Source organism: Cohnella candidum (assembly GCF_003713065.1).
Taxonomy (GTDB): Bacteria; Bacillota; Bacilli; order Paenibacillales; family Paenibacillaceae; genus Cohnella; species Cohnella candidum.
Genome location: NZ_CP033433.1, coordinates 261664 through 281888, shown reverse-complemented (window position 1 = coordinate 281888; position 20225 = coordinate 261664). Strand labels below are relative to the sequence as shown.

Genomic DNA, 20225 nt, shown 5'->3' with positions numbered 1-20225 from the left:
AACGCCGCGAAACGGGGGTTCACGCCATGGATATCGCCATCATCGTGGAAGGGAAAAACGACAAAAGCCGCCTTTCCCGCGTCCTATCGCCCTGGATTCCCGTGCACTGCACGTTCGGAACGCTGAACAGCGGCCGGATCGAAGCTTTGCGCAAAGCCGTCGGAAACCGCCAAGTATTCCTTTTCATGGACAACGATTCCTCCGGCCGTCGGATCCGCGGCATGCTTCGCGACACGTTTCCGGACGCGGAGCATATCTATACCCGCAAAGGCTACAAAGGCGTCGAAGGAACGCCGGAAGATTACCTCATCCAGCAGTTGGAGAAAGCGGGGCTGGGAGAATACATTCTGTACCCGGAGCCGGCGCCTTACAGCCCCTCCCCTATTTAACCCAGCCGTCCTTCAAAAAAAGGCCGCCCCCGAACGCACTCGGGAGGCGGCCTTGTCGTTACAGCAAATCGGTGATTTTTTTGACGAAATCGCTGAGCGGCAGGTTATCCTTGCCGTTCGCGAAGTAATCGTTGGCGGAAATCCAATCGCGGATTCTGCCTTTCTTATCCAGGAGCACGATCAGGTTCATATGCCCGAAGTTGCCCTCTTCATCCTTGGTGACGAGAATCTGGTATTTCTTGGCCAGCTCGGCCGTCGCTTTCTCGTCGCCCCGAAGGAATTTCCATCCGCTCAAGTCGGCGCCGAGCTTGCCGCCGAACTCCTTCATGCGCTCCGGGGTATCCCGCGTCGGGTCGATCGTGACCGACAGGAATTCCACGTCCTTGCCGAAGTCTCCGGTCTTCTTGAGCTCGTCCTGCACTTGCGACATCAGGAAAGTCGTCGGCGGACATACGTCCGGGCAATAGGAGTAGAAGAAATAGAGCAGGCGGACGTTGCCGTTCGTGTTTTTCAGCGTGACCGTTTGACCATCCGTATCGGTGTAGGAAAAGTCCGCGCCTTTCGGATACTTCGAGGTGCTGTTTTGACTCCAGAGGATGTAGCCTCCCAGCACGAGGCAGACCGCCAGCACGATCAAGGGGAACGTGTAACGCTTCCGGCTCACGGCCGTTTTTTGCTCTTGTTCCACAGTCGTTACACTCCGTTCGTATTGAGGATCATGACCAAAAACATAACCATCAAGTAGTTAATGGAGAGGAAAAAGTCGGCTTTCGCCCATTTTTCGTCGTCTTTGGCACGCAGCCCGGTCAAAGCGTGGACAAGCCAAACGACGCCCAAGGCCAGCGACAGAATCAAGAAATATTTGCCCACGTAACCGTAAGTGTTCATCAGGATGGAAGCCGGAAGCAGCAACGCGATATAAGGAAGCATCTGCCACTTCGTCCGCGTCACGCCTTTGACGACCGGCAGCAGCGGGAATCCGGCCGCGCGGTATTCTTCTCGTCTGCGGATGGCAAGTGACCAAAAATGCGGTGGCTGCCATAGGAACAAGAGCGCGAACAGGATCCATGCCCCTTCGTCCACCGTATTCGTCACCGCGCAGTACCCGATCACGGGCGGCATCGCGCCGGAGATGCCTCCGACGGACGTGCTCCAGGTCGAGTTGCGTTTGAGCCACATCGTGTAAATGACGACGTACACGAACATGCCAAGCAGCCCGAGCCAGCCGGTCAACGGGTTGACGAGGATAAACAGAATCGCCGAGCCGATTACGCCGAGAACGACCGCATATCCGAGCACGAATGACGGTTTCATGCGGCCTTGCGGCAGCGCGCGGTTTTGCGTTCTCGCCATTTTGGTGTCGAAATCGCGGTCCAGATAGTTGTTGAAAACGCAAGCGGATGCCATCGTCAGCGCAGAGCCGAGAAGCATCCAGATTAGCAGCCATACATCGATATCCCATTTGGAAGCGACCCAGAAACCGCCGAATGCCGCAATCAGGTTGAGCCGAATGATGCGCGGTTTGGTCAGGGCCACAAGATCTTTGAACACGGTGTTCCTCCTGACTAGTCCCCGAAAAAACAAGAGGCGAACGTTATGCTTTCCATGATACCCATTTGGAAAGCGAATGACAATGTTCGCGCTCCCGTGTTCATCAAATCGCCACTACGTGTGTCCATCCTGGGAACTTCCGCCGTTTTCCGGATTCCGATTCACCAAAAAAGGGCGCCCGAAATACACTGTAATGCGGCAACTGCCTATTGCGAAAAAAAGAAGGGATGGCACATCCGATGGCCGTGATCAAGGCAAGCAGCAGCGACATCCAAATGCTCGGCCGGCTCATGCGCGCGGAAGCCGAGGGGGAAGGCGAGCTCGGGATGCTGATGGTCGGCAACGTCGGCGTGAACCGGGTGCTCGGCAACTGCCTCGACTTCAAGAACATCCGCTCGATCCCGAACATGGTTTTTCAATCCCCGGGCGGATTCGAAGCGGCACAGAAACCTTATTTTTACCAGAGGGCGCGCGGGAAGTATACCCGGTTGGCCACTAGAGCGGTGAACGGCGAGCGGACCCATCCCGCGTCGAACGCGCTTTGGTTTTTCCGTCCTGCAGGCTCTTGTCCCGGCAATTGGTACGGCCAAAGGAACACCGGCCGATTCAAAGCGCATTGCTTTTTTGCGCCGGCCGCATCCGAATGCCCCCGCGTTTATTAAATGAAGGAGGAATGGAATCGATGTACATGAGAAGTTGGGCCGGGTATCCCCAAGCAGGAGGTACGGCCGGATTGAACATGCCGATGACGGGAGTGGGAGGCGTAACCGGCACGATGCCGGCGATGCCGACGATGCCGACGATGCCGATGCCCGGCGCCGGATTTCCCGGTACGATACCCGGCACGACGCCCCTCGTAGGAGGCGTACCCGGCATGATGCCGACGATGACCGGGGCGGTGCCTCCTTCCGTGCCGAGCGGCTTACCCATGACGCCCGGCGGGACGGTCGTTCCCGGCGTGGCCGGAACCGAAGAATCTTACGTGGAAAATATTTTGCGCATGAACCTCGGCAAAGTCGCCACGATTTACATGACGTTCGAGAACAACTGCGAATGGAACGCCAAAGTGTTTAAAGGCGTCCTGGAAGCCGCGGGCCGCGACCACATCATCATCAGCGACCCCACGACGGGCAAGCGTTTTCTCCTGCTCACGGTCAACCTGGACTACATTACGTTCGACCAGCCGCTCAATTATACGCTGCCGTTCGGCTCAGCCGGAGCCATGGGCACGATGGGGCTTACCCGCGAGGAATGATCGGACGGAACGTCCACACGCGCACGCCCTCGGCGCCGCCTTTCACCCAGGCCTCTATTTGTTTCCAATCGGAACGCCCGTCGAGGCGTTCTTTTTGTTTGCGGAGCGCCGCGGATTCGTCTGCCACCGGCCAAATTTCCACGAATACGCCGGGCTGCGTCACGTTTTCCATCAACTCTCCACCTTGCCATAATTCGGGACGGGCTGCCGCCCAGGAACGGAACGTTTCACGGTTCGGCTCCGGAATCGCATATTCGCAAAAAAGGATCATACACGGCTCTCCTTCATAAGAATGGCGGACGACGTCCATACTGTACTGTACCTCGACCGTGAGAATGCAGCACAGAAGGAGACGTTCCTATGGATACCGGAACCCATTTCGTATTCGGGCTGGGCTTAGGCGGTCTGGCCATGATCGACCCCGTGATCTCCTCGCACCCTTACGGCGCTGCCGCGATTCTTCTAGGTACCGTGGCCGGTTCCAACGCGCCGGATTTGGATATGCTTCTAAGGTTGAAAAGCAATGCCGATTATATCAAAAATCACCGGGGGATGTCCCACTCCCTGCCCGCGATCTTCATTTGGACCGGTTTGATCACGCTATGCCTGACGCTCGCTTTCCGGGATATTCCGTGGTGGCATCTGGGCTTCTGGGTGTTCGTGTCCGTCGTCGTCCACGTGTTCTCGGATCTGTTCAACGCCTACGGCACCCAAGCTTACCGCCCGATCAGCAAAGAATGGGTCAAATGGAATATCATCCACATTTTCGACCCGTTCATCTTCTCGGCGCACGTGCTGGCCATCCTTCTCTGGGCTTCCGGGTCGGCCGAACCGAGAGTCATCTTCCCGGTTCTGTACGTGCTGCTCGCGATCTACTATGTATGGCGAACCGCCGTACACCGCAAGTTGTCGCGAAAAGTCTCTTCCTCCGATCCTGAAGGGCGCCGCGGGGACCGCTACACGCTGCTTCCGACCATCTCCCCCTACCGTTGGAACGTGGTCCGCCGATCGGAGGACGGTTTGTACGGCGTAGGAGTATGGGAACGGGGGCGCCTGCACTGGCACGACACGCTCTCCTGCGACGATCATCCGGCTGCCGAAGCTTCGAAAAGCCATCCGGACATCCAAGCCTTTCTGGGCATCACCCCGTTTCCTTGCGCGAGCGTCAAGGTGCAGACATGGGGATACGAGGTCCGGTGGGTCGATATCCGATACCGGTACCGCAAACAATACCCGTTCGTGGCGGTCGTCATGATGGATTCGAGTTACCGCCCGCTTCAATCCTACGTCGGCTGGCTAAGCGAAGACCGGTTGGAGAAAAGGCTGCGCATGACGACGTATTGACAGGTATCGGACTCGGGACCCGCAAGGGTCTTTTTTCTTGACGTTCCTTCACCCGTCCATCACTATAGAAGAGGTCCGCAGCGGCAACGCTAAAAGCCCGAGGCTGGCCTCGGGCTTTCGCTTCAGGATTACGGAAGCGCGTTAGCGGTTCGTGAATTGGCTGCCGCCGGACAGTTGTTGTTCCGCCATGGCTACCAGGTTTTTGGTGATGTAACCGCCAAGCGAACCGGTTTCGCGGCTGGTCACGTTGCCGTAGTATCCGTCTGCCGGGATTTGAACTCCAAGAGATTGAGCGGCTTCCATCTTCATGTTATTCAGGCCTGCGCGAGCTTGGGGAACCAGAACTTGGTTCCGGCTGCTGCTGCCTTGAGACTGTTGATTTGCTGGCATTTTTGAAACTCCTTTCGCCTTGCTGTTATGGGGTGCAAGCTTGCCTCTTTATTATGCTGGACCCGCAGAAAAATATGCTTAGGAGGATTCGAAAAAATGAGCAAAACCGCTTCGTTACTCTTTGCCGTAACGTCCGTTATCTGGATGAGCGCCACGGCGATCAGCATCAGCTACAATGTGTGGCTCGCGATCTTGTTCGGCGTGTTGACCGTCGCCACGATCGGCGCGGGATTCGTGTGGAAAGCCCGCAGCCGTCGGTAAAGCTTAATCCCGGGCGGGCAGCACGAACCCCATCGCCTCTTTCACTTCGCGAACGGTCGTTTCCGCCACGGCGGACGCCCTCTCGGCTCCGTCCTTCAAAATCCGATGGATTTCCCCGGATGCGCGGATATCGGCGTATTTCCGCTGGATCGGCTCCAGCACCGACACGACCGCTTCCGCGACGTCCTTTTTGAACGTGCCGTAGCCTTGTCCTTCGTAGTCCTTCTGAATCTCGTCCAGGGATTTGCCCGTACATTGGGAGAAAATGCTCATCAAGTTGCTGATCTCCGGCTTCTCCGCAGGATCGAAGACGATTTCCCGGCCCAAGTCCGTCTTGGCCCGGGATATTTTTTTGCGGATATCGTCCGGGGAATCCAGGAGGGCGATATAACTGCCGGGGTTCGGATTGCTTTTGCTCATTTTTTTGGTTGCGTCGTCCAGGGACATGATCCGGGCGCCGACCTTCGGGATGAAAGGCTCCGGCACGACGAGCGTCTCCCCGAAACGGTGGTTGAAGCGGCCGGCCAAATCCCGGGTCAGCTCCAAATGCTGCTTCTGGTCTTCTCCGACGGGAACGAGTTTCGTTTTGTACAGCAGAATGTCCGCCGCCATCAGCGCGGGATACGTGAACAAGCCCGCTCCCACCGCGTCTTTGCCGGCGGCTTTGTCTTTGAACTGGGTCATTCTTTCGAGCTCGCCCATGTACGAGAGCGTGGTCATGATCCAGCCCAGTTCCGCGTGGGCGCGCACGTGGGATTGCAGGAAAATCGCCGCCTTCGCGGGATCCAGCCCGACGGCCACGAACAGCGCGGCCACCGCCTCTGATTGTTCGCGCAGCGCAGCCGGTTCCTGGGGCACCGTAATCGCGTGGAGATCGACGATCATGTAATAGCAGTCGTGCTCATGCTGCAGGGCGACATAGTTGATCATGGCGCCGATGTAGTTGCCGAGGGTCAGTTTGCCGCTCGGTTGAATGCCTGACAATACGCGTTGCTTGGACATGGAAATCTACCGCCTTCCGGGCAAAATAAAAAGGCCTCCCGTCCGCAAGGGACGTGGAAGCCGTGGTGCCACCCTTATTCGCCGCAACCTCCCCCGGGCCTGCCGGATCGGAGAGTCGCAACCTTAGGTTCCTGTAACGGGGAACAGTCGGAGAGCTTCGGGCGATCTTCCGCCTTGCACTCCCGGCTCCGGGATCCATTCGGCGTGGGCGTCGCACCGGTTCGCAGCATCCACCGGCTCTCTGAAGCGCCTTGACCCCCGCTTACTTGTTCCGTTCATTGCCGATTACTCGTCGATTTAGAAAGTCATTATACGCCTTTACTCGATTTGCTTCAAGTAGGCCGCGACCGCATCCAATTCCTCGTCGGTGATATCGCCATCGGCAGCGGCCGCCGTCATGCTGTTTGGTACAAACAAACCCGGCCTCCATGAGGAGACCGGGTTTTCCGTTGCTTATGTAGAGGCTACTCGCTGGAAACGTCCCGTCGGTTGCGTGCTTTAGGCGCGCGGCGGAACAATACGTTCGCCATGTTGTAGTTGGACTCGAACTGGACGCTTACGAACAATTGGCCTTGCCGAAGGACGAAATCGTAAGCCATTTCGCCGTGTGTCCATCCCTTTTTGTGCCGGAGCGCTTCAATGGCCATTCGCCGAAGCAGGCGTACCTGCTCGGAGGTCATCCCTACGGTGTCTTTTTCCCGGGTACCGCAATCAAGGGGCAGATGGCGAATCCCGAACTTCCCGATTTCATCGTTGCGGATTTGAATGACGATCGTCCCTGCGGACATGCCGGTCAATTCCCCATCGAGCTGTTCCAGTGCCAAATCCACTTGACATGCTAAAGACACTTGCTCCAAACTTCATTCTCCTCCTTTTGGCTTATCCCAAAATTTTACTGGTACTTCGGACTCAGTATAATCAAGAAACTAGAAATTTTCAATCATTTTGTCAAAATTTGTTTGAAAATCGTGTCAGGATTAGCGGAATGGTTCATAACTGCGCGGTCTGGGCTGACTTAACGTACCACAGTTCCGCTATCGCGCGACATCTCGGCGTTTCCGCCGATTTAGCGTACCGCAGTTCCGCTATTACGCCGTCATCGCGAGTTTTTGCCGATATAACGTACCCCGGTTCCGCTATTTTGTCGTCATCGCGGGTTCGTGGAGCCAATTCGTGACACCCAGTATCACTATTTCGGCGGATGTACGAACTGGGAGCCAATTAGTGATACGCTGTATCGCTATTTCGGCGGATGAGCGGGTTCGGAGCAAATTAGTAATACGCAGTATCGCTATTTTGGCGGTTGAGTGGGTTTGAGCAAATTAGTGACACCCAGTATCGCTATTTCGGCGGGTGAGGGGGTTTGAGCAAATTAGTGACACCCAGTATCGCTATTTCGACGGGTGAGCGGGTTTAAGTAAATTAGTGACACCGAGTGTCGCTATTTCAGCGGATGAGTGGATTCCGAGTCATTTAGTTACACCCAGTATCGCTATTCCGACGGGTGAGCGGGTTTGTTTCGCGAAATCAAAAAGCCTCCCTGCATTCGCAGAGAGGCGCACAAACGCTAACCGTATTCGTCAAGCTTGCACTTTCTTGATCAGTTCCTCGAACAGCGCGACGTCGGAGACGGCGCGGGCGACCGCCGCCCGCCAGAACTCCGGTTCGTCCAAGCGGACGCCCAGATGGCGGGACGCGAGCTCTTCCACCGTCATGACGCCGGTATCGCGGAGAAGGGCATCGTACCGCTCGGCGAAGCCCTCTCCTTCTTTCTCCGCAGCAGCGAGGATTCCGGTGCTGAAGAGGTAGCCGAACGTGTAGGGGAAGTTGTAGAACGGCACGTCGGTGAGATAGAAGTGCAGCTTCGAAGCCCAGAAATGCGGATGCCAGCTGCCCAGCGCGTCTCCGAACGCTTCTTTCTGGGCGTTCACCATCAGCTCGTTCAGCTCCGCAACGCCAAGCATGCCTTTGGCACGCTGCTCGTAGAACCTCGTTTCGAACAGGAACCTCGCCCGGATGTTCATGCAGAACGACACGGCGCTTTGCAGGCGAATGTCCAGCAGGGCAAGCTTCTCTTGGTCGCTCTTCGCGCGCGCCAGCAGCTCGTCGCTGACGATCGCCTCGGCGAAAGTCGAAGCCGTCTCCGCCACGTTCATTGCGTAGTCTTGGTTAAACGGCGGCAGTCCGAAAACGAGCTCCCCGTGATAAGCGTGCCCAAGCTCGTGCGCCAGCGTGGACACGTTGCCCGAGCTGCCGGAATAGGTCATGAAAATGCGGGTGACGTTCTCCAGCGGGAAATCGGTGCAGAAACCGCCGGGCCGTTTGCCCGCGCGATCCTCGGCCTCGATCCAGTTTTCCTGGAACGCGCGCTTGGCCAGGGCGGCCAGACGGGGGGAGAACCGGTCGAAGGCTTCCTCGATCAGTTCGGCCGCTTCCCCGTATGGGATCTTGCTTTGCTCCGTCGGCAAGGAGGCGTCGACGTCCTGCCAATCCAACTTGTCTTTGCCGATCAGGCTCGCTTTCAGAGACAAGTATTTTTTCAGCGGCTCGATCGAGTCGTCCACCGCCGTCCACATCGCGTCCAGCGTCGCTTTGCTCATCCGGTTGATCCTCAGCGGATCCTTGAGGATTTCCTTCCAGCCGCGCAGCCCGTACAGCTTCAGGCGGAAGCCCGCCAGCCGGTTCAGCGCGTCCGCGCACAAATCGGCCTGCTCGGCCCAAGCCTTCTCCCACTCAACCATCATACGGTCGCGGACGGCCGGGTCCGAGTCTTCTTTCTTGTTGGCCGCCTGCCCGGCTGAAAGCACGATTTTGCGCCCGTCTTCTTCCCACGGGATGCCGATTTGGCCGACGATCGTTCCGTAATGCTCGCCCCAGCCGTGGTATCCGTCAACCGCCAACTCCCCGGCCAAAGCTTCAAGCGCGGGAGGCAGCTTGTCTTGGATGCCGGTCCTTCTTTCGTTCAGGACGAACCCCAGCTCCGCCTGCTTCGGATCGCCGATCCACGACTGCCAGCGGTCCTCCGGCATTGCCGCCAGAGCGGCGTCGAACAGGTCCAGCGCCTGGCGGTAACGGGCGTACAGCGTCTGCACCCGCTCCGTCCAGGCGACCGCTTTGCGGTCTGCCACCTGCTGCGACGTCAAGCACCCGACGAAGGAATCCGCTTCCCGCATGCGCAGCTGCGCTTGCTGAAGCTTGGCGGTCCAATCCGCCAGCTTCTGCGCGTCGGGTTCGCCCTCGGACTGCTCCTTCAATTCCTGCAGAACCCCCGCGATCAGGCGTTCCGTCTCGTCGATGAACGAAGCGAATTGCGGCGATTCCGAACCGCCCGGGAAGAAAACGTCCAAATCCCAAACCGTTCCATAGTTCCGTGCCATAGGCATGACCTCCGTTTGCGCGGCATTTAAGTCTGGTGTATGTTGTAGTTACAAATTGGGGGGATAGCGATGATACCGTTTCGAAACAGCTTGCCTTATGACATCGTGATGAAAGACGTTTACGTAGCCGAATGTCCCTTCTGCGGACAATCCCAAGTGATCCTTCCCCTCAAACCCGAGGAAGTGCGGGACCTGCGGGGAGGCGCCCGCAAACGCGCGGTCGTGTTTCCCTGCTGCCATACGAGGCTCCAGCTGGTCGACGCGGATCAGGACTACTTGCTGGCCGACCGTCCGATTCGCAACGGAGAATAACCCGCTCGCGCCGTCAGACGGTGTTCTCGTTCATTTCCTCCGGCAGATCGAGCCCGCCGTTCGTCATCTCTTCCCGGACAGCCTGCCACATTTCGCGGGAAGCCCGGATCATGCCGGCGTCCATGATTTTCTTGTCGTTGATGACCCGGCCGAACCAACGGACCGCTTCGTGATAGTTCCTCAGGCGGCGGTTCAGCTCCCCGATCAGATACATCAGCCTCGCGTTGCTCAAGGAGTCGCGTTCGGTCTCGAACACCTTAATATACGCATCCAAAGCATAGGCCAAGAACCGGTTCTCCTGCTCCTTGTTACCCTGGTACCGGTACAGCCACGCAATGTGGTGAAGCAAGCCGGCGATGACACGAATGCTTTCCCCCACCGTCTGGGCCGTCAGCAAGGAAAGCTTGTAGCACTCCATCGCTTCCTGCTCGGTCCGTTCCTCTCCGTAATCCTTCGCCGCCCAATGGTTCCCGATCTTCTCGTAGTAAGCTTCCTTCTGCTTGGAATTGAGCTTGTCCGCGAAATTTTCGGTCGATGCGAAGCCGCAGAACGGACATACCCGGACGACGTAATAATCCGGATTCACCGTTTTGAAATACGAGCAGAAATCGCTGTCGCTGCGGATCGCCCTCTTGAGGCTGGGCCGCACGCGGGACGTTTTGAAGCTCGCCTCGCAGCAAGCGCATTGAACCGTGATTTGGTACAGCGGATCCATCCGATGCTCCTCCTTGGAATCGGTCAATCTTCCGTATTGATAAAATGGTGCGCCGGACCCGACAGTCTCTCGAGAACGACGGCGTGGAGCGGTTCCGGAATGGCCGTTTCCGACAGCGCGCGCGCCATGCAGGAAAGCCATGCTTCCGCCCGGGACCGGGTCACCGGAAAAGGCAGATGCCTTGCCCTCATCATCGGATGCCCGAATTCGTCGGAATACAGCGAAGGACCGCCGAAAAACTGGGTCAAAAACAAGTACTGCTTTTCCATAACCGGATGAATGTCATCCGGAAACAACGGCGACAGCAACGGGTCGGCCTGCACCTTCGGGTAAAATTTCTCGACCAGATCCCGAACGGCCGGCGCTCCCCCGATCGCTTCATAAAGGCTTATGTAATCGGACAATTTCGTCCCTCCTGAGGTCTCTTTCGCGGTTCGCGGACTAAGCCCATTATACCACATTTAGGACATTCGCCGCGGGGAACGAAAAAAAGCCCCTTACGGGGCTACGATAAATGCGTCACAGGCACGCACGGCTCAAATTTCTTCCTCGGGATTGACCAGCGCTTCGCGAACGACATATACGAAAGCGCATACAAGAAGTCCTGCCACGATTCCCGTCATCCTCATCACCCCGGTCGCCGCCGTGTTCCCGGCATTGGTTTTATGGTTCTATTGTACCATAAGATTTTTGTTTTGGGCGAAAAATTTGTAAACGGTTCCATTGGTATTTATTGCAGGATATTACCAATTGGAAAGTCGCACGGCTTGCCCTCATATACTGGACAAGAAGGTAAGAACGGAGGGATCCCTTGGACATCGATACGGCAAACGGCAAACGGGGAAACGGGGGCTCGGCCGCGTTCGTCCTCGGGATCGGGGGAACGGCGCTTCTCATCGGGGGGCTGGCCCTGGCCATGCCGGAAGTGGCGCTTGAAGCGTCGCTGCGCGGAGTGAAGGTATGGTGGGAAGTGCTGTTTCCCGCCCTGTTCCCATTTTTCGTCCTGTCGGAGCTGCTGCTCGGCTTCGGCATTGTCCATCTGGCCGGCACGCTGCTCGATCCGCTCATGAGGCCTCTGTTCCGGATTCCAGGCGCAGGCGGATTCGTCGTGGCCATGGGCTTCGCGTCGGGGTATCCGGTGGGAGCCCGGCTTACCTCCCGCTTGATGGAGCAAAACCTGGTAAACCGCGCACAGGGAGAGCGGCTGGTCGAAATGACGACGACTTCGGATCCGATTTTTCTCATCGGGGCGGTGAGCGTCGGCTTTTTCGGACGCCCCGAAGCGGTTCCCGTGCTGGCGGCCGCCCACTACGGGGGAGCAATGCTGCTGGGCATCCTCGGCCGTTGGCGGAAGGATCCGGAAGAGACGGGGGCGATCGAATCCACCACCACCTCGGCTGCCGTAACCGGCCACCCCCGCCGCGGCAGCCGCGTTCGCCGAGCATTCTCGGCCATGCATGAGGCTCGGATCGCGGACGGCAGGCCTTTCGGCGTCCTTCTCCAGCAATCGCTGCAATCTTCGCTGGCATTGATGATGATCGTCGGCGGGCTTGTCGTGTTCTTCTCGGCCGCGCTCGACCTGCTGCTTCACAGCGGCCTGCTCGCGCTGTTCCGGGATACCGTATCCTGGATTCTTGCTGCCGTCGGCATGCCCGGCGAATTGTCATCCTCCTTCGTCCAAGGCATGTTCGAAGTGACGCTCGGCGCACGTGCGGCCGCTCAAACTGCAGACGGCGGCTCGCTGCTTCCGCTGGTGGACCGCTTGGCCATGGCCGCGTTCGTGCTGTCCTGGGCCGGATTGTCCGTCCATGCCCAGGTGGCGGGCCTCATGAGCAAGACCGGGTGGAGATACGGACCGTTCGCGAGGACGCGTTTTCTGCACGGAGTCGCGGCGGCCGCCGGCGTTTATTTGATCTGGCCCCTGTTCCGTTTCGGAGAGGCGGCTTCCGTACCCGCTTGGTGGCCGGCTGCAGGAGATACACCCTTGACTTTGGCCGCGTGGCCGCCCCTTATGGCTGCCGCCGTGTTGTCGCTGTTGATCGCCGCCGGTTTGGCCGCCCGGGCAGCGTCATCGCTCAAACGCCGGATCCTAAACAAATAGCGGGACGGGAAGGCGGGATTGTCTTCCCGTCCCTAATTGTTTATGATCGTATAAGAATCCAGGGATTGTCCCTGCGGCAAAGGAGCGTCCGATTTTGAAATACGCGCTGCTCGACCGGGGAGACCCGTTATCGCGTGAGCTATCCGAACAATTCCACTCGCTGGCGGCCGCCAAAGGTCTGACGCCGGACGATACGTCGCCCGACCTCGTCCTCTCCATCGGCGGCGACGGCACGCTGCTCCAGGCTTTCCACCGCTACCGGGACCAGGTGAAACGCGTCGCCTTCGTCGGCGTCCACACCGGCCACCTGGGATTTTACGCGGACTGGCAGAAAAACGAGCTCGCCGAGCTGGTCGAACTGATTGCGACGAAAGAACCGCGCGAGGTCAAGTATCCGTTGCTGCAAATCGAAATCATTTCGGACACGTCCGCCACTTCGTACCTGGCCCTGAACGAATTTACGCTGAAGAGCGTGGACGGCACGCTGGTCGCGGGGATCAACATCAACGACGAACCGTTCGAAATGTTCCGCGGCGACGGCATCGTCATCTCTTCCCCCTCCGGAAGCACGGGGTATAACAAGAGTTTAGGCGGAGCGGTGATCCATCCGTCCATCGAAGGGCTGCAAATCGCCGAGATCGCCTCGATCAACAACCGCGTTTACCGGACGCTCGGCTCCTCGGTCATCCTGCCGAAGCACCATCACTGCGACATCGTGCCGGATCCCGAAGAACCGCTGTTCGTCGGCATCGACCATCTCGTCCTGCAAATGACGGGCGTCCGGTCGATCATCTGCCGGGTCGCGCAGGAGAAAATCACGTTCGCCCGCTATCGTCCGTATACGTTTTGGAACCGCGTCCGTGAGGCGTTTATCGGTTCCGGAACGGACAAGGTCTAAACCTTCGAAACAAACCCAAAAAGCCCCCAACCCCATGGAAACATGGGATTCGGGGCTTTCTTCATGCAAGAATAATCGCTTAATCCGCGCCCGGATGGCCCGGCGCACCGCCGTCCGGCCGATTCGGCTTGCCGCCGAAACGGTTCCTTCTGCGGTTCTTGCCCGGCCAACGGCTGCCGTTCTTCTGAGCCGCATCCGGTTTCGGAGCGGCGTGCTCCGCCGTCCGTGCCTGTTCCTGCTGGCGTCCGCCTTCGCTCGGCTGGCGCCATTGGCCGCCCGGCTTGGAAGGCGCGCCTTGGCCTTGGCGTTCGCCTTGCGGAGGTCTCTGGCCGCGGTTGCCCGGCTTCCCGGACGACCGGTTGTCGGCTTGTCCCGCGTTCGGCCCGCCGGAAGAGCGCCTGTCCGATCCGCCGCCGGACGAAGGCCGGTTCGCTTGTCTGTTGCCGTAACCGCCGTCTCCTCCCTGGCGATTCGAGGAGGTGGAGGCCCTGCCGTCGCCCGGCTTGCCGCCGGCCAGCGCCTGCTGGCGCCTCTCCGCTTCCGCGGCCGCGCGCGCCACGGCGGCGGCGCCCGGAATGCGCACGGGACCGCCCGGGCGCTCCTTCAACGGCCAGCGCATGAGGATGCCGTTGTGCGTCGCCAAAGCCGCCGCCGTCTCGGCCGTCTGCGCGTCGGGATTATCTCCCGCGGCTGGCGTGGGCGCGTCGGCTTGCTTGATCAAATCCGGCGTCCCCGGGGGTACCGCGGCGGCGTCGGTTTTGGCCAGCACGAAATAGGCGCAGCCGAAATTGCAGTATTCGTTCAGGTAATCGACGAGGCTGGCGATCGACGTTTCCTTCGTCGCGCGCGGATGCCCGTCCTGGTAGAATCCGCGCAGCCGAAGCTGGTTGTAGCCCCAGTCGCCGACGATGAAGTCGTACCGTTCCAGCACCTCGCTGTACCGTTCCTTGAAGGCTTCGGCGTTCCAGCCGTTCTTATGCTCTCGGGCCATGGTGTAGGCGTTGCCGCCTGCCAAAAATATCACGTGGGTTTCCTCCCGGTTCACGCTTTCCCGGCTTCGGCCGCGGAAGCGGATTTCACCTGCTCGTGCGCATGATAGGAGCTGCGGACGAACGGCCCCGATTCCACGTGGGAAAATCCGCGCGCCATTCCGTCCTTTTTCAGTTCGGCGAATTCGTCGGGATGGACGTATCTCTCCACATCCAGGTGGGCGGGCGTCGGCTGCAGGTACTGGCCCAGCGTCAGGATGTTGACGTCTACGCCTCGCAGGTCGTCCATCGTCTGCCTCACTTCGTCCAACGTTTCCCCGACGCCGAGCATGAGGCTCGATTTCGTCGGAATGTCGGGGTTCATTTCCTTCGCCCGCCGCAGCAGCTCGAGTGAACGGTGATATTTGGCCTTCGCGCGTACGCGGTCCGACAGCCGCTCCACCGTCTCGACGTTATGGTTCAAAATGTCCGGCTTGGCGTCCATGACGATCTGCAAGGAATCGCGGTCGCCCATGAAATCCGGAATGAGCACTTCCACGCTGCAAAGCGGCAGCTTTTTGCGGATTTCGCGAATCGTCGCGGCGAAGATGGAGGCTCCGCCATCCTTCAAGTCGTCGCGGGCGACGGACGTCACGACGCAGTGGCGGAGGCCCATCTGCTCGGCCGCTTCGGCTACCCTTGCGGGCTCCTGCAAATCCAATTCCGTCGGCAGCCCCGTCTTCACGGCGCAAAACCGGCAAGCTCTCGTGCAAATATCGCCCAATATCATGAAGGTCGCGGTTCTGTTGGCCCAGCACTCGTAAATGTTGGGGCAGCGCGCTTCTTCGCATACGGTATGCAGCGTCCGGGTCCTCATCATATCCTTCAGTTCCCGGTACGGCTCACCCGTCGTCAGCTTGATCTTCAGCCAGTCCGGCTTGCGCGGTTTGGCGCCGGTCGACATCGCTATCCCCTCTTTCTGTCCCTTATTATAATGCAGCGCGGTCGGATGAACAACAAAACCGCCCAGAAGAGGGGGAACGCTCTCCGCGCGGCAGGGATTACATGATCTTAAAGCCTTTTGCAAAGCCTACTCCCTATATGGACTCGAAGAAGGAGGAATCCGCGGTGCTGCATAAGCCCCAATCGCCGGCGACTCCGCGCAGCCGTCTCGCCCGGCGCGTGCTCGCCGTTTTTCTATCGGTCGGACTGTTGACCTTCATGGCGTCTCCCGCTTATGCGACGGACAAAAGCAAAACGAACGCGCCGGACCCCGAACAGCGATTGAAAAAAATATACGACCAAGTCAGCCGGAAAACGGGCATGCCCTGGCAGGAGGTGGCCGCGATCGACAAATACGAGCGGGCTTTGAGCCGCGCCCACCGGAAAACCAGGCCTCTCCGGGAGGGAGCCGCGGTCGGCGTCTTCATCTCCGAAGCGAGATGGGCCGGCGAATTGAATCCCGATCCGCAGGACGACCAACCGGTTTCCATCCGCTTCTTCGGCGGCGTCGGACGCGACGGATCCGGGGACGGGATCGCCGACCGCGGATCGGACGTCGACCTGCTGTACACCGTCGCCAGCCGGGTCAAAGAACACGGCAGCGGCCCGGACGATTTCGCGATCGGACTGTGGGAGTATTACCACAACACGCGTTCCGTCCAGCGGATCCTGCAATTCGTGAAAATCCTCGAGGCGTTCGGCAGGCAGGACCTCACCCGCCATGCCTTTCCGCTGCCGATCGGGTCGAACTATTCGTACCGAAGCACTTGGGGGGACAGCCGAGGCTGGGGCGGTTACCGGATTCACGAAGGAACCGACATTTTCGCCGGTTACGGAGTGCCCGTCCGAAGCACCACGTACGGAATCGTCGAGCTCAAGGGTTGGAACCGTTACGGCGGTTGGCGAATCGGCATCCGCGATCTGGATAACCTGTACCACTATTACGCGCACCTGCAAGGGTTCGAGAAAAACCTAAAGCCCGGCGACGTCGTGCAGCCGGGCCAAGTCATCGGTTGGGTAGGCAGCTCCGGCTACGGCCGTCCGGGCACATCGGGCAAATTTCCGCCTCATCTCCATTACGGGGTGTACCGCGACCGCGGCTTGGTCGAATGGGCGTTCGATCCGTACCCGATGCTCCGCAAATGGGAACGCGAGGAAAGAAAAGCGCTCCGGGTTACCCGCTAGCGCCGGCTCCGTCGTGCGCGGCCGGCTCCGAGGACGGCGCCGCGGAAGGGGCGGGCAGCGTGATCGAAGGCGCGTTCCCGGCACTTTGGCCGACGGGATTGCCTTTACCGTCGTAATAATACATGGGCACGTTTCCGACGACCAGCGCGTAGGAAAGCGGAATTTCCGTCTCGAGCGTCTGCGGCGCCTGGTCAAACGGGATGACCACCGCGATTTCCGTGCGGATGCGGATAAACACTTCCACCAGCAGCATGTTGATCGCCGTTTCCGTCTGGCGGGTATCCACCTCCGCCTGCACGGCGCTTGCCGGGTGGAAAGACACCGATACGCTGGGTCCGAAGGAAGACAGCAGGGGACTGTTCAGCGCATGTCCGATCGGGATATGCTCCGGAACGTCCTCTTTTTGCTTCAGCACTTGCTCGACGATTCGGACCGTCCTGGACGTGAGCTTCATCTGCTCCTTGTAATCGATCAGAAAACCGGTCACTTTGCCGTCTTGGCCCATCTTCCACTGGATCATTTTGTCCGCGTCCGCCGTATCGGCAATCTCCTGGGTAATCGCGGTGTTGATCGCCTCGGTCGCCATTTGCTTGATTCGCACCTGCGCTAGAAACAAGAGAGGACCTTTCAGCTGTTTATCGAAAAAAACGAAGGTCTGAATCATCGCGAAAACGAACAGCAATGCGACGATGATCCAAATCTGCCTTCGCTTCAGCCTGCGCCTCGGCCGCCTGGGCGTCCATCCTTTGGACGAATAGCCTCCTGCCGACACCGACGGCTTCGGACCCCATCGCCTTCCGCCCCATCTGCGGGGAGCCGGCTTCGGAGCCGTCCAGTTTTTCGCCAAGGGAAACGTCCTTCCCCATCTGCGCCGCATGGGCGACCCTCCCCGCCAGCATGATCCGCGGCGAGTTCGTCCTTCGCCGCTGTCTCATGCTTATGCGGGAGCCCCCGCTTTCTAGACCCTTAGACCCGAACCAGTCCGGCGAGGATTTCCCGAAGGCTCAGCTCCGCGCAAGCCATCGAGGAATCGGCAACGCCGTAATACATGCGGACCGTATCCCCGTCGGCGAGCGCGCCGCAGGAAAAGACAACGTCCCCGAAAAAGCCTTCCCTCTCGTACTGCATTTCGGGCTCCAGCACCGGAACGTCCGACCGCGCCAGCACCTTGGACGGATCTTCGAGATCCAGCAGCACCGCTCCCATGCAGTACCGGTGCTCCCGAGTCGCGCCGTGGTACAGCTCAAGCCAGCCTTCGGACGTGCGAATCGGCACGGCGCCGCCGCCGATCCTGCCGCCGTCCCACATGCCGGGCCTCAGGCCGATCAAATGCCGGTGATTCCCCCAGTACAGCAGGTTGTCGGACTCGGCCACCCAAATTTCGGGCGATCCCGTGCTTTTCATCGTCGGGCGGTGGAGGGCGTAGTATTTGCCGCCGATGCGTTCGGGAAAAATGACCACGTCCTTGTTGTCGGGACAGAAAATCATGCCGTGGCGTTCCACCTGGCGAAAATCCCGGGTAGAAACGAGGGTAACGCCAATGCCGGTCGGAGAAACCGCCGAATAGTACACGTAATAGACGTCACCAATCTGAGTAACCCGCGGGTCCTCGATCCCGAATGATTCGGACGCGTCCGATGGATAAAGAAAAGGAGCGTCGTCAACGGAAAAGTTCCTTCCATCCTTGCTGCGCGCTATTCGGATATAAGAGAGGGAGGTCAAATAAGCGAAGCCGACGCCGCTCGTCACGTCCCTCACGACCCGCGGGTCCGAGAAATCGTAGCGGGGATCGTCCCTGCGCAGGTCCATCACCTCCAGCCGCCCGGATTCCGGGCGGACGATCGGCACCTTCACGATGTCCGGATCGCCGCTGAACGGACGTTCCGCCACCCGCAGGAGAAGCAGCACCTCGTCTCCGTTCCGGGCGACGCCGGCGTTGAAAGCGCCGATCACTTCGAACCCCGGATGATACGGCTTCACGTCCACCGGTTTTACGATCGGATTTTCTTCGTACCGGTAGGTTTTCATATCAGGCATCGCTCCTCTTCAAGCTCTTAAGGCCCCTCATTTTCCTATGCGGAACCGACAACGTTTTTTCCCCTTGCCTTCCCCCCTTGAATCAGGACGCAAAAAGCCCACTCGCGTGGGCTTGCGGCTGCCAAGTATGCTCACTCACTTCGATTTCGCGGTTGACACCAATTCCACGCGGAACTCGGCTTCGGGCACCGAGCGCAAAAATTCCCGCATTGCGTCCGCCGTATTGTGGCGCGGGTCCAGCCAAGTATCGAGCGCATCTCCTTCGAGCACGAGGGGAACGCTTCCGATCTGGGTGGAGGGGCGGGACACGCTGATAATCGTGCACATCGGATACTCGTTTTTCTCCGAATCGAGCCACACGTCGTAAATGCCCGCGGCCGCGAATACTTTCTTCGAGGCATGCTCACGCCTGTAAACGGAACGGTACTTGCCTTCGTCGCGTTCAAAAAGCATGCCGCTGCAGGGAACGACGCAGCGTTTTTTGGCCAGCATGTACAGCAAATAAGGTTTCTCCCCGAGGCTTTCGCGGTCCGCGTGAAGGGAGCTTTTGCCCCAATAAGGCATCAAGCCCCATCGCTGGCCGCTGAGCCGCCGTTCGTCGCCGACCCTCCGAATGACCGGAATTTGGCCGGTCGGCCGGTAATCTTCGTTGTCGTAATAAGGGAATTCGATGCGGTCGACGCGGAACTCGCCGGTTAAATCCGACATCTCCGCCGTGAGCGCGTAACGTTCGTTCATGGAATCCGCCACCGTTTCCTCGAATTGGGAATCTACGGTAGCTTTTGCCGTCGGATCGTTATTTTATACGGAGCGTTAAACGCGGAACAAGCCGTAACCGCTTAAGGAAGGGTAGGAGGACTCGTCCCCTCTTAGTCCCTGGGAACGGCCGTGCAAAGCGACGTCTACGAGCCAGCGGGTCATTTCGGCCACGTTCATCGTTTCCATTTCCTCCGGGCTGAAGAACCCTGCGCCGTCGACCTCGAATCCGTCGGGAATCGGCTCGCCCGACACGTATTCCATCGCGAAGGCCAAATAAACGTTATGGATGCTCCGGGGCTGATCCCGAACCGCCACGATGCTGCGGACGACGGCGTCGATGCCGCATTCCTCCCGAACTTCCCGGCGGATCGTCTCCGCGATCGGTTCCGTTTGCTCGATATATCCTCCCGGATTGGTCCAAAAGCCCTTGCCCGGATTTTGCGCCCTTCGGACGAGAAGCACCTTGTCCCCCTGGACGACGAGCGCGCCGACCCCGATGCTGTAATTTCCCCAATGCACGAAGCTGCATTCCGTGCAGGCCAACCTTACCGTACCGTCCACTTCTCTAGCAGCCAACGCGCTGCCGCACGACATGCAAAATTTCGCTACCATCCTGAAGTCACCTCGCTCCTGATTCTACCACTGCGTCTCCCTCCCCGAAAACCGCAAAAAACCGGCC

24 protein-coding genes are annotated in these 20225 nt (G+C 59.0%); 9 read left to right on the top strand and 15 right to left on the bottom strand.

The annotated features are described in order from the left end of the window. The first annotated feature begins 26 nt into the window (after positions 1–26). Positions 27–389 (top strand): DNA primase, encoded by a 363-nt coding sequence (locus tag EAV92_RS01365; protein ID WP_123039419.1) that lies wholly within the window; start codon positions 27–29, stop codon positions 387–389. Between the two features lie 58 nt (positions 390–447). On the opposite strand, the gene EAV92_RS01360 is transcribed toward EAV92_RS01365, so the two are convergent. Then, the gene (locus EAV92_RS01360; RefSeq protein WP_123039418.1) at positions 448–1077 is read right to left on the bottom strand and encodes an SCO family protein; all 630 of its coding nucleotides are present in this window, start codon (positions 1075–1077) and stop codon (positions 448–450) included. Positions 1078–1082: 5 nt separating this feature from the next. Then, the gene (cyoE, locus tag EAV92_RS01355) at positions 1083–1940 is read right to left on the bottom strand and encodes a heme o synthase (protein ID WP_123039417.1); all 858 of its coding nucleotides are present in this window, start codon (positions 1938–1940) and stop codon (positions 1083–1085) included. Positions 1941–2179: 239 nt separating this feature from the next. Between cyoE and EAV92_RS01345 the strand changes: the two genes are divergently transcribed. Both EAV92_RS01345 and gerQ read left to right on the top strand, forming a co-directional pair. Next, positions 2180–2602: a cell wall hydrolase gene (locus tag EAV92_RS01345; RefSeq protein ID WP_123039415.1), complete on the top strand. Its 423-nt coding sequence runs from the start codon at positions 2180–2182 to the stop codon at positions 2600–2602. Between the two features lie 20 nt (positions 2603–2622). Continuing rightward, complete coding sequence (gerQ, locus tag EAV92_RS01340; protein WP_241158403.1) at positions 2623–3195, top strand: spore coat protein GerQ; 573 nt, start codon at positions 2623–2625, stop codon at positions 3193–3195. Here gerQ and EAV92_RS01335 read toward each other — a convergent pair. Next, positions 3179–3466, bottom strand: coding sequence for a hypothetical protein (locus EAV92_RS01335; protein WP_123039414.1), 288 nt, complete (start codon positions 3464–3466; stop codon positions 3179–3181). The two genes, gerQ and EAV92_RS01335, sit on opposite strands and share 17 nt — an antisense overlap. Before the next feature lie 89 nt (positions 3467–3555). Between EAV92_RS01335 and EAV92_RS01330 the strand changes: the two genes are divergently transcribed. Beyond that, complete coding sequence (locus EAV92_RS01330; RefSeq protein ID WP_123039413.1) at positions 3556–4539, top strand: metal-dependent hydrolase; 984 nt, start codon at positions 3556–3558, stop codon at positions 4537–4539. A 141-nt stretch (positions 4540–4680) separates the two neighbouring features. On the opposite strand, the gene EAV92_RS01325 is transcribed toward EAV92_RS01330, so the two are convergent. Beyond that, entirely contained in the window at positions 4681–4929 is a 249-nt protein-coding gene (locus tag EAV92_RS01325; protein ID WP_123039412.1) for an alpha/beta-type small acid-soluble spore protein, read from the bottom strand. A gap of 96 nt (positions 4930–5025) precedes the next feature. Here EAV92_RS01325 and EAV92_RS24355 point away from each other — a divergent pair, with 96 nt between their 5' ends. Beyond that, positions 5026–5190, top strand: coding sequence for a DUF5325 family protein (locus EAV92_RS24355; RefSeq protein WP_164472591.1), 165 nt, complete (start codon positions 5026–5028; stop codon positions 5188–5190). 3 nt (positions 5191–5193) lie between these two features. Here EAV92_RS24355 and trpS read toward each other — a convergent pair whose 3' ends face one another. The 3 genes from trpS to EAV92_RS01310 all read right to left on the bottom strand — a co-directional run bounded on the left by trpS (position 5194) and on the right by EAV92_RS01310 (position 9569). Further along, positions 5194–6192 (bottom strand): tryptophan--tRNA ligase, encoded by a 999-nt coding sequence (gene trpS / locus EAV92_RS01320; protein WP_123039411.1) that lies wholly within the window; start codon positions 6190–6192, stop codon positions 5194–5196. Positions 6193–6656: 464 nt separating this feature from the next. Further along, the gene (locus EAV92_RS01315; protein ID WP_338134417.1) at positions 6657–7040 is read right to left on the bottom strand and encodes an O-methyltransferase; all 384 of its coding nucleotides are present in this window, start codon (positions 7038–7040) and stop codon (positions 6657–6659) included. Between the two features lie 732 nt (positions 7041–7772). Continuing rightward, positions 7773–9569, bottom strand: coding sequence for a M3 family oligoendopeptidase (locus tag EAV92_RS01310; RefSeq protein WP_123039409.1), 1797 nt, complete (start codon positions 9567–9569; stop codon positions 7773–7775). Between the two features lie 69 nt (positions 9570–9638). On the opposite strand from EAV92_RS01310, the gene EAV92_RS01305 reads away from it, so the two are divergent. Then, the gene (locus EAV92_RS01305; RefSeq protein ID WP_123039408.1) at positions 9639–9881 is read left to right on the top strand and encodes a hypothetical protein; all 243 of its coding nucleotides are present in this window, start codon (positions 9639–9641) and stop codon (positions 9879–9881) included. Positions 9882–9894: 13 nt separating this feature from the next. On the opposite strand, the gene EAV92_RS01300 is transcribed toward EAV92_RS01305, so the two are convergent. Then, a complete protein-coding gene (locus EAV92_RS01300; RefSeq protein ID WP_123039407.1) occupies positions 9895–10596 on the bottom strand; it encodes a DUF2225 domain-containing protein in 702 nt (233 codons plus the stop codon). Positions 10597–10619: 23 nt separating this feature from the next. Then, entirely contained in the window at positions 10620–11000 is a 381-nt protein-coding gene (locus tag EAV92_RS01295) for a globin domain-containing protein (RefSeq protein WP_241158402.1), read from the bottom strand. 407 nt (positions 11001–11407) lie between these two features. On the opposite strand from EAV92_RS01295, the gene EAV92_RS01290 reads away from it, so the two are divergent. After that, a complete protein-coding gene (locus EAV92_RS01290) occupies positions 11408–12697 on the top strand; it encodes a nucleoside recognition domain-containing protein (protein WP_241158401.1) in 1290 nt (429 codons plus the stop codon). A 94-nt stretch (positions 12698–12791) separates the two neighbouring features. Further along, entirely contained in the window at positions 12792–13595 is an 804-nt protein-coding gene (locus EAV92_RS01285) for an NAD kinase (RefSeq protein ID WP_123039405.1), read from the top strand. A 79-nt stretch (positions 13596–13674) separates the two neighbouring features. On the opposite strand, the gene EAV92_RS01280 is transcribed toward EAV92_RS01285, so the two are convergent. Next, positions 13675–14619 carry a YutD-like domain-containing protein gene (locus tag EAV92_RS01280; RefSeq protein ID WP_123039404.1) on the bottom strand — a complete coding sequence of 315 codons (945 nt, stop codon included), beginning with the start codon at positions 14617–14619 and terminating at the stop codon, positions 13675–13677. A gap of 17 nt (positions 14620–14636) precedes the next feature. Beyond that, complete coding sequence (lipA, locus tag EAV92_RS01275) at positions 14637–15533, bottom strand: lipoyl synthase (protein WP_277424233.1); 897 nt, start codon at positions 15531–15533, stop codon at positions 14637–14639. 251 nt (positions 15534–15784) lie between these two features. Here lipA and EAV92_RS01270 point away from each other — a divergent pair, with 251 nt between their 5' ends. Next, the gene (locus EAV92_RS01270) at positions 15785–16750 is read left to right on the top strand and encodes a M23 family metallopeptidase (protein WP_123043498.1); all 966 of its coding nucleotides are present in this window, start codon (positions 15785–15787) and stop codon (positions 16748–16750) included. Here EAV92_RS01270 and yunB read toward each other — a convergent pair. The 4 genes from yunB to EAV92_RS01250 form a co-directional block, all read right to left on the bottom strand. Further along, positions 16740–17627 (bottom strand): sporulation protein YunB, encoded by an 888-nt coding sequence (gene yunB, locus EAV92_RS01265; RefSeq protein ID WP_123039402.1) that lies wholly within the window; start codon positions 17625–17627, stop codon positions 16740–16742. The two genes, EAV92_RS01270 and yunB, sit on opposite strands and share 11 nt — an antisense overlap. Before the next feature lie 89 nt (positions 17628–17716). Then, complete coding sequence (locus EAV92_RS01260) at positions 17717–18778, bottom strand: BtaManbiosPhlase (protein WP_123039401.1); 1062 nt, start codon at positions 18776–18778, stop codon at positions 17717–17719. Positions 18779–18922: 144 nt separating this feature from the next. Then, a complete protein-coding gene (locus tag EAV92_RS01255) occupies positions 18923–19525 on the bottom strand; it encodes an SOS response-associated peptidase family protein (RefSeq protein WP_123039400.1) in 603 nt (200 codons plus the stop codon). Positions 19526–19600: 75 nt separating this feature from the next. After that, positions 19601–20158 (bottom strand): NUDIX hydrolase, encoded by a 558-nt coding sequence (locus tag EAV92_RS01250; protein ID WP_123039399.1) that lies wholly within the window; start codon positions 20156–20158, stop codon positions 19601–19603. Positions 20159–20225: the final 67 nt, after the last annotated feature.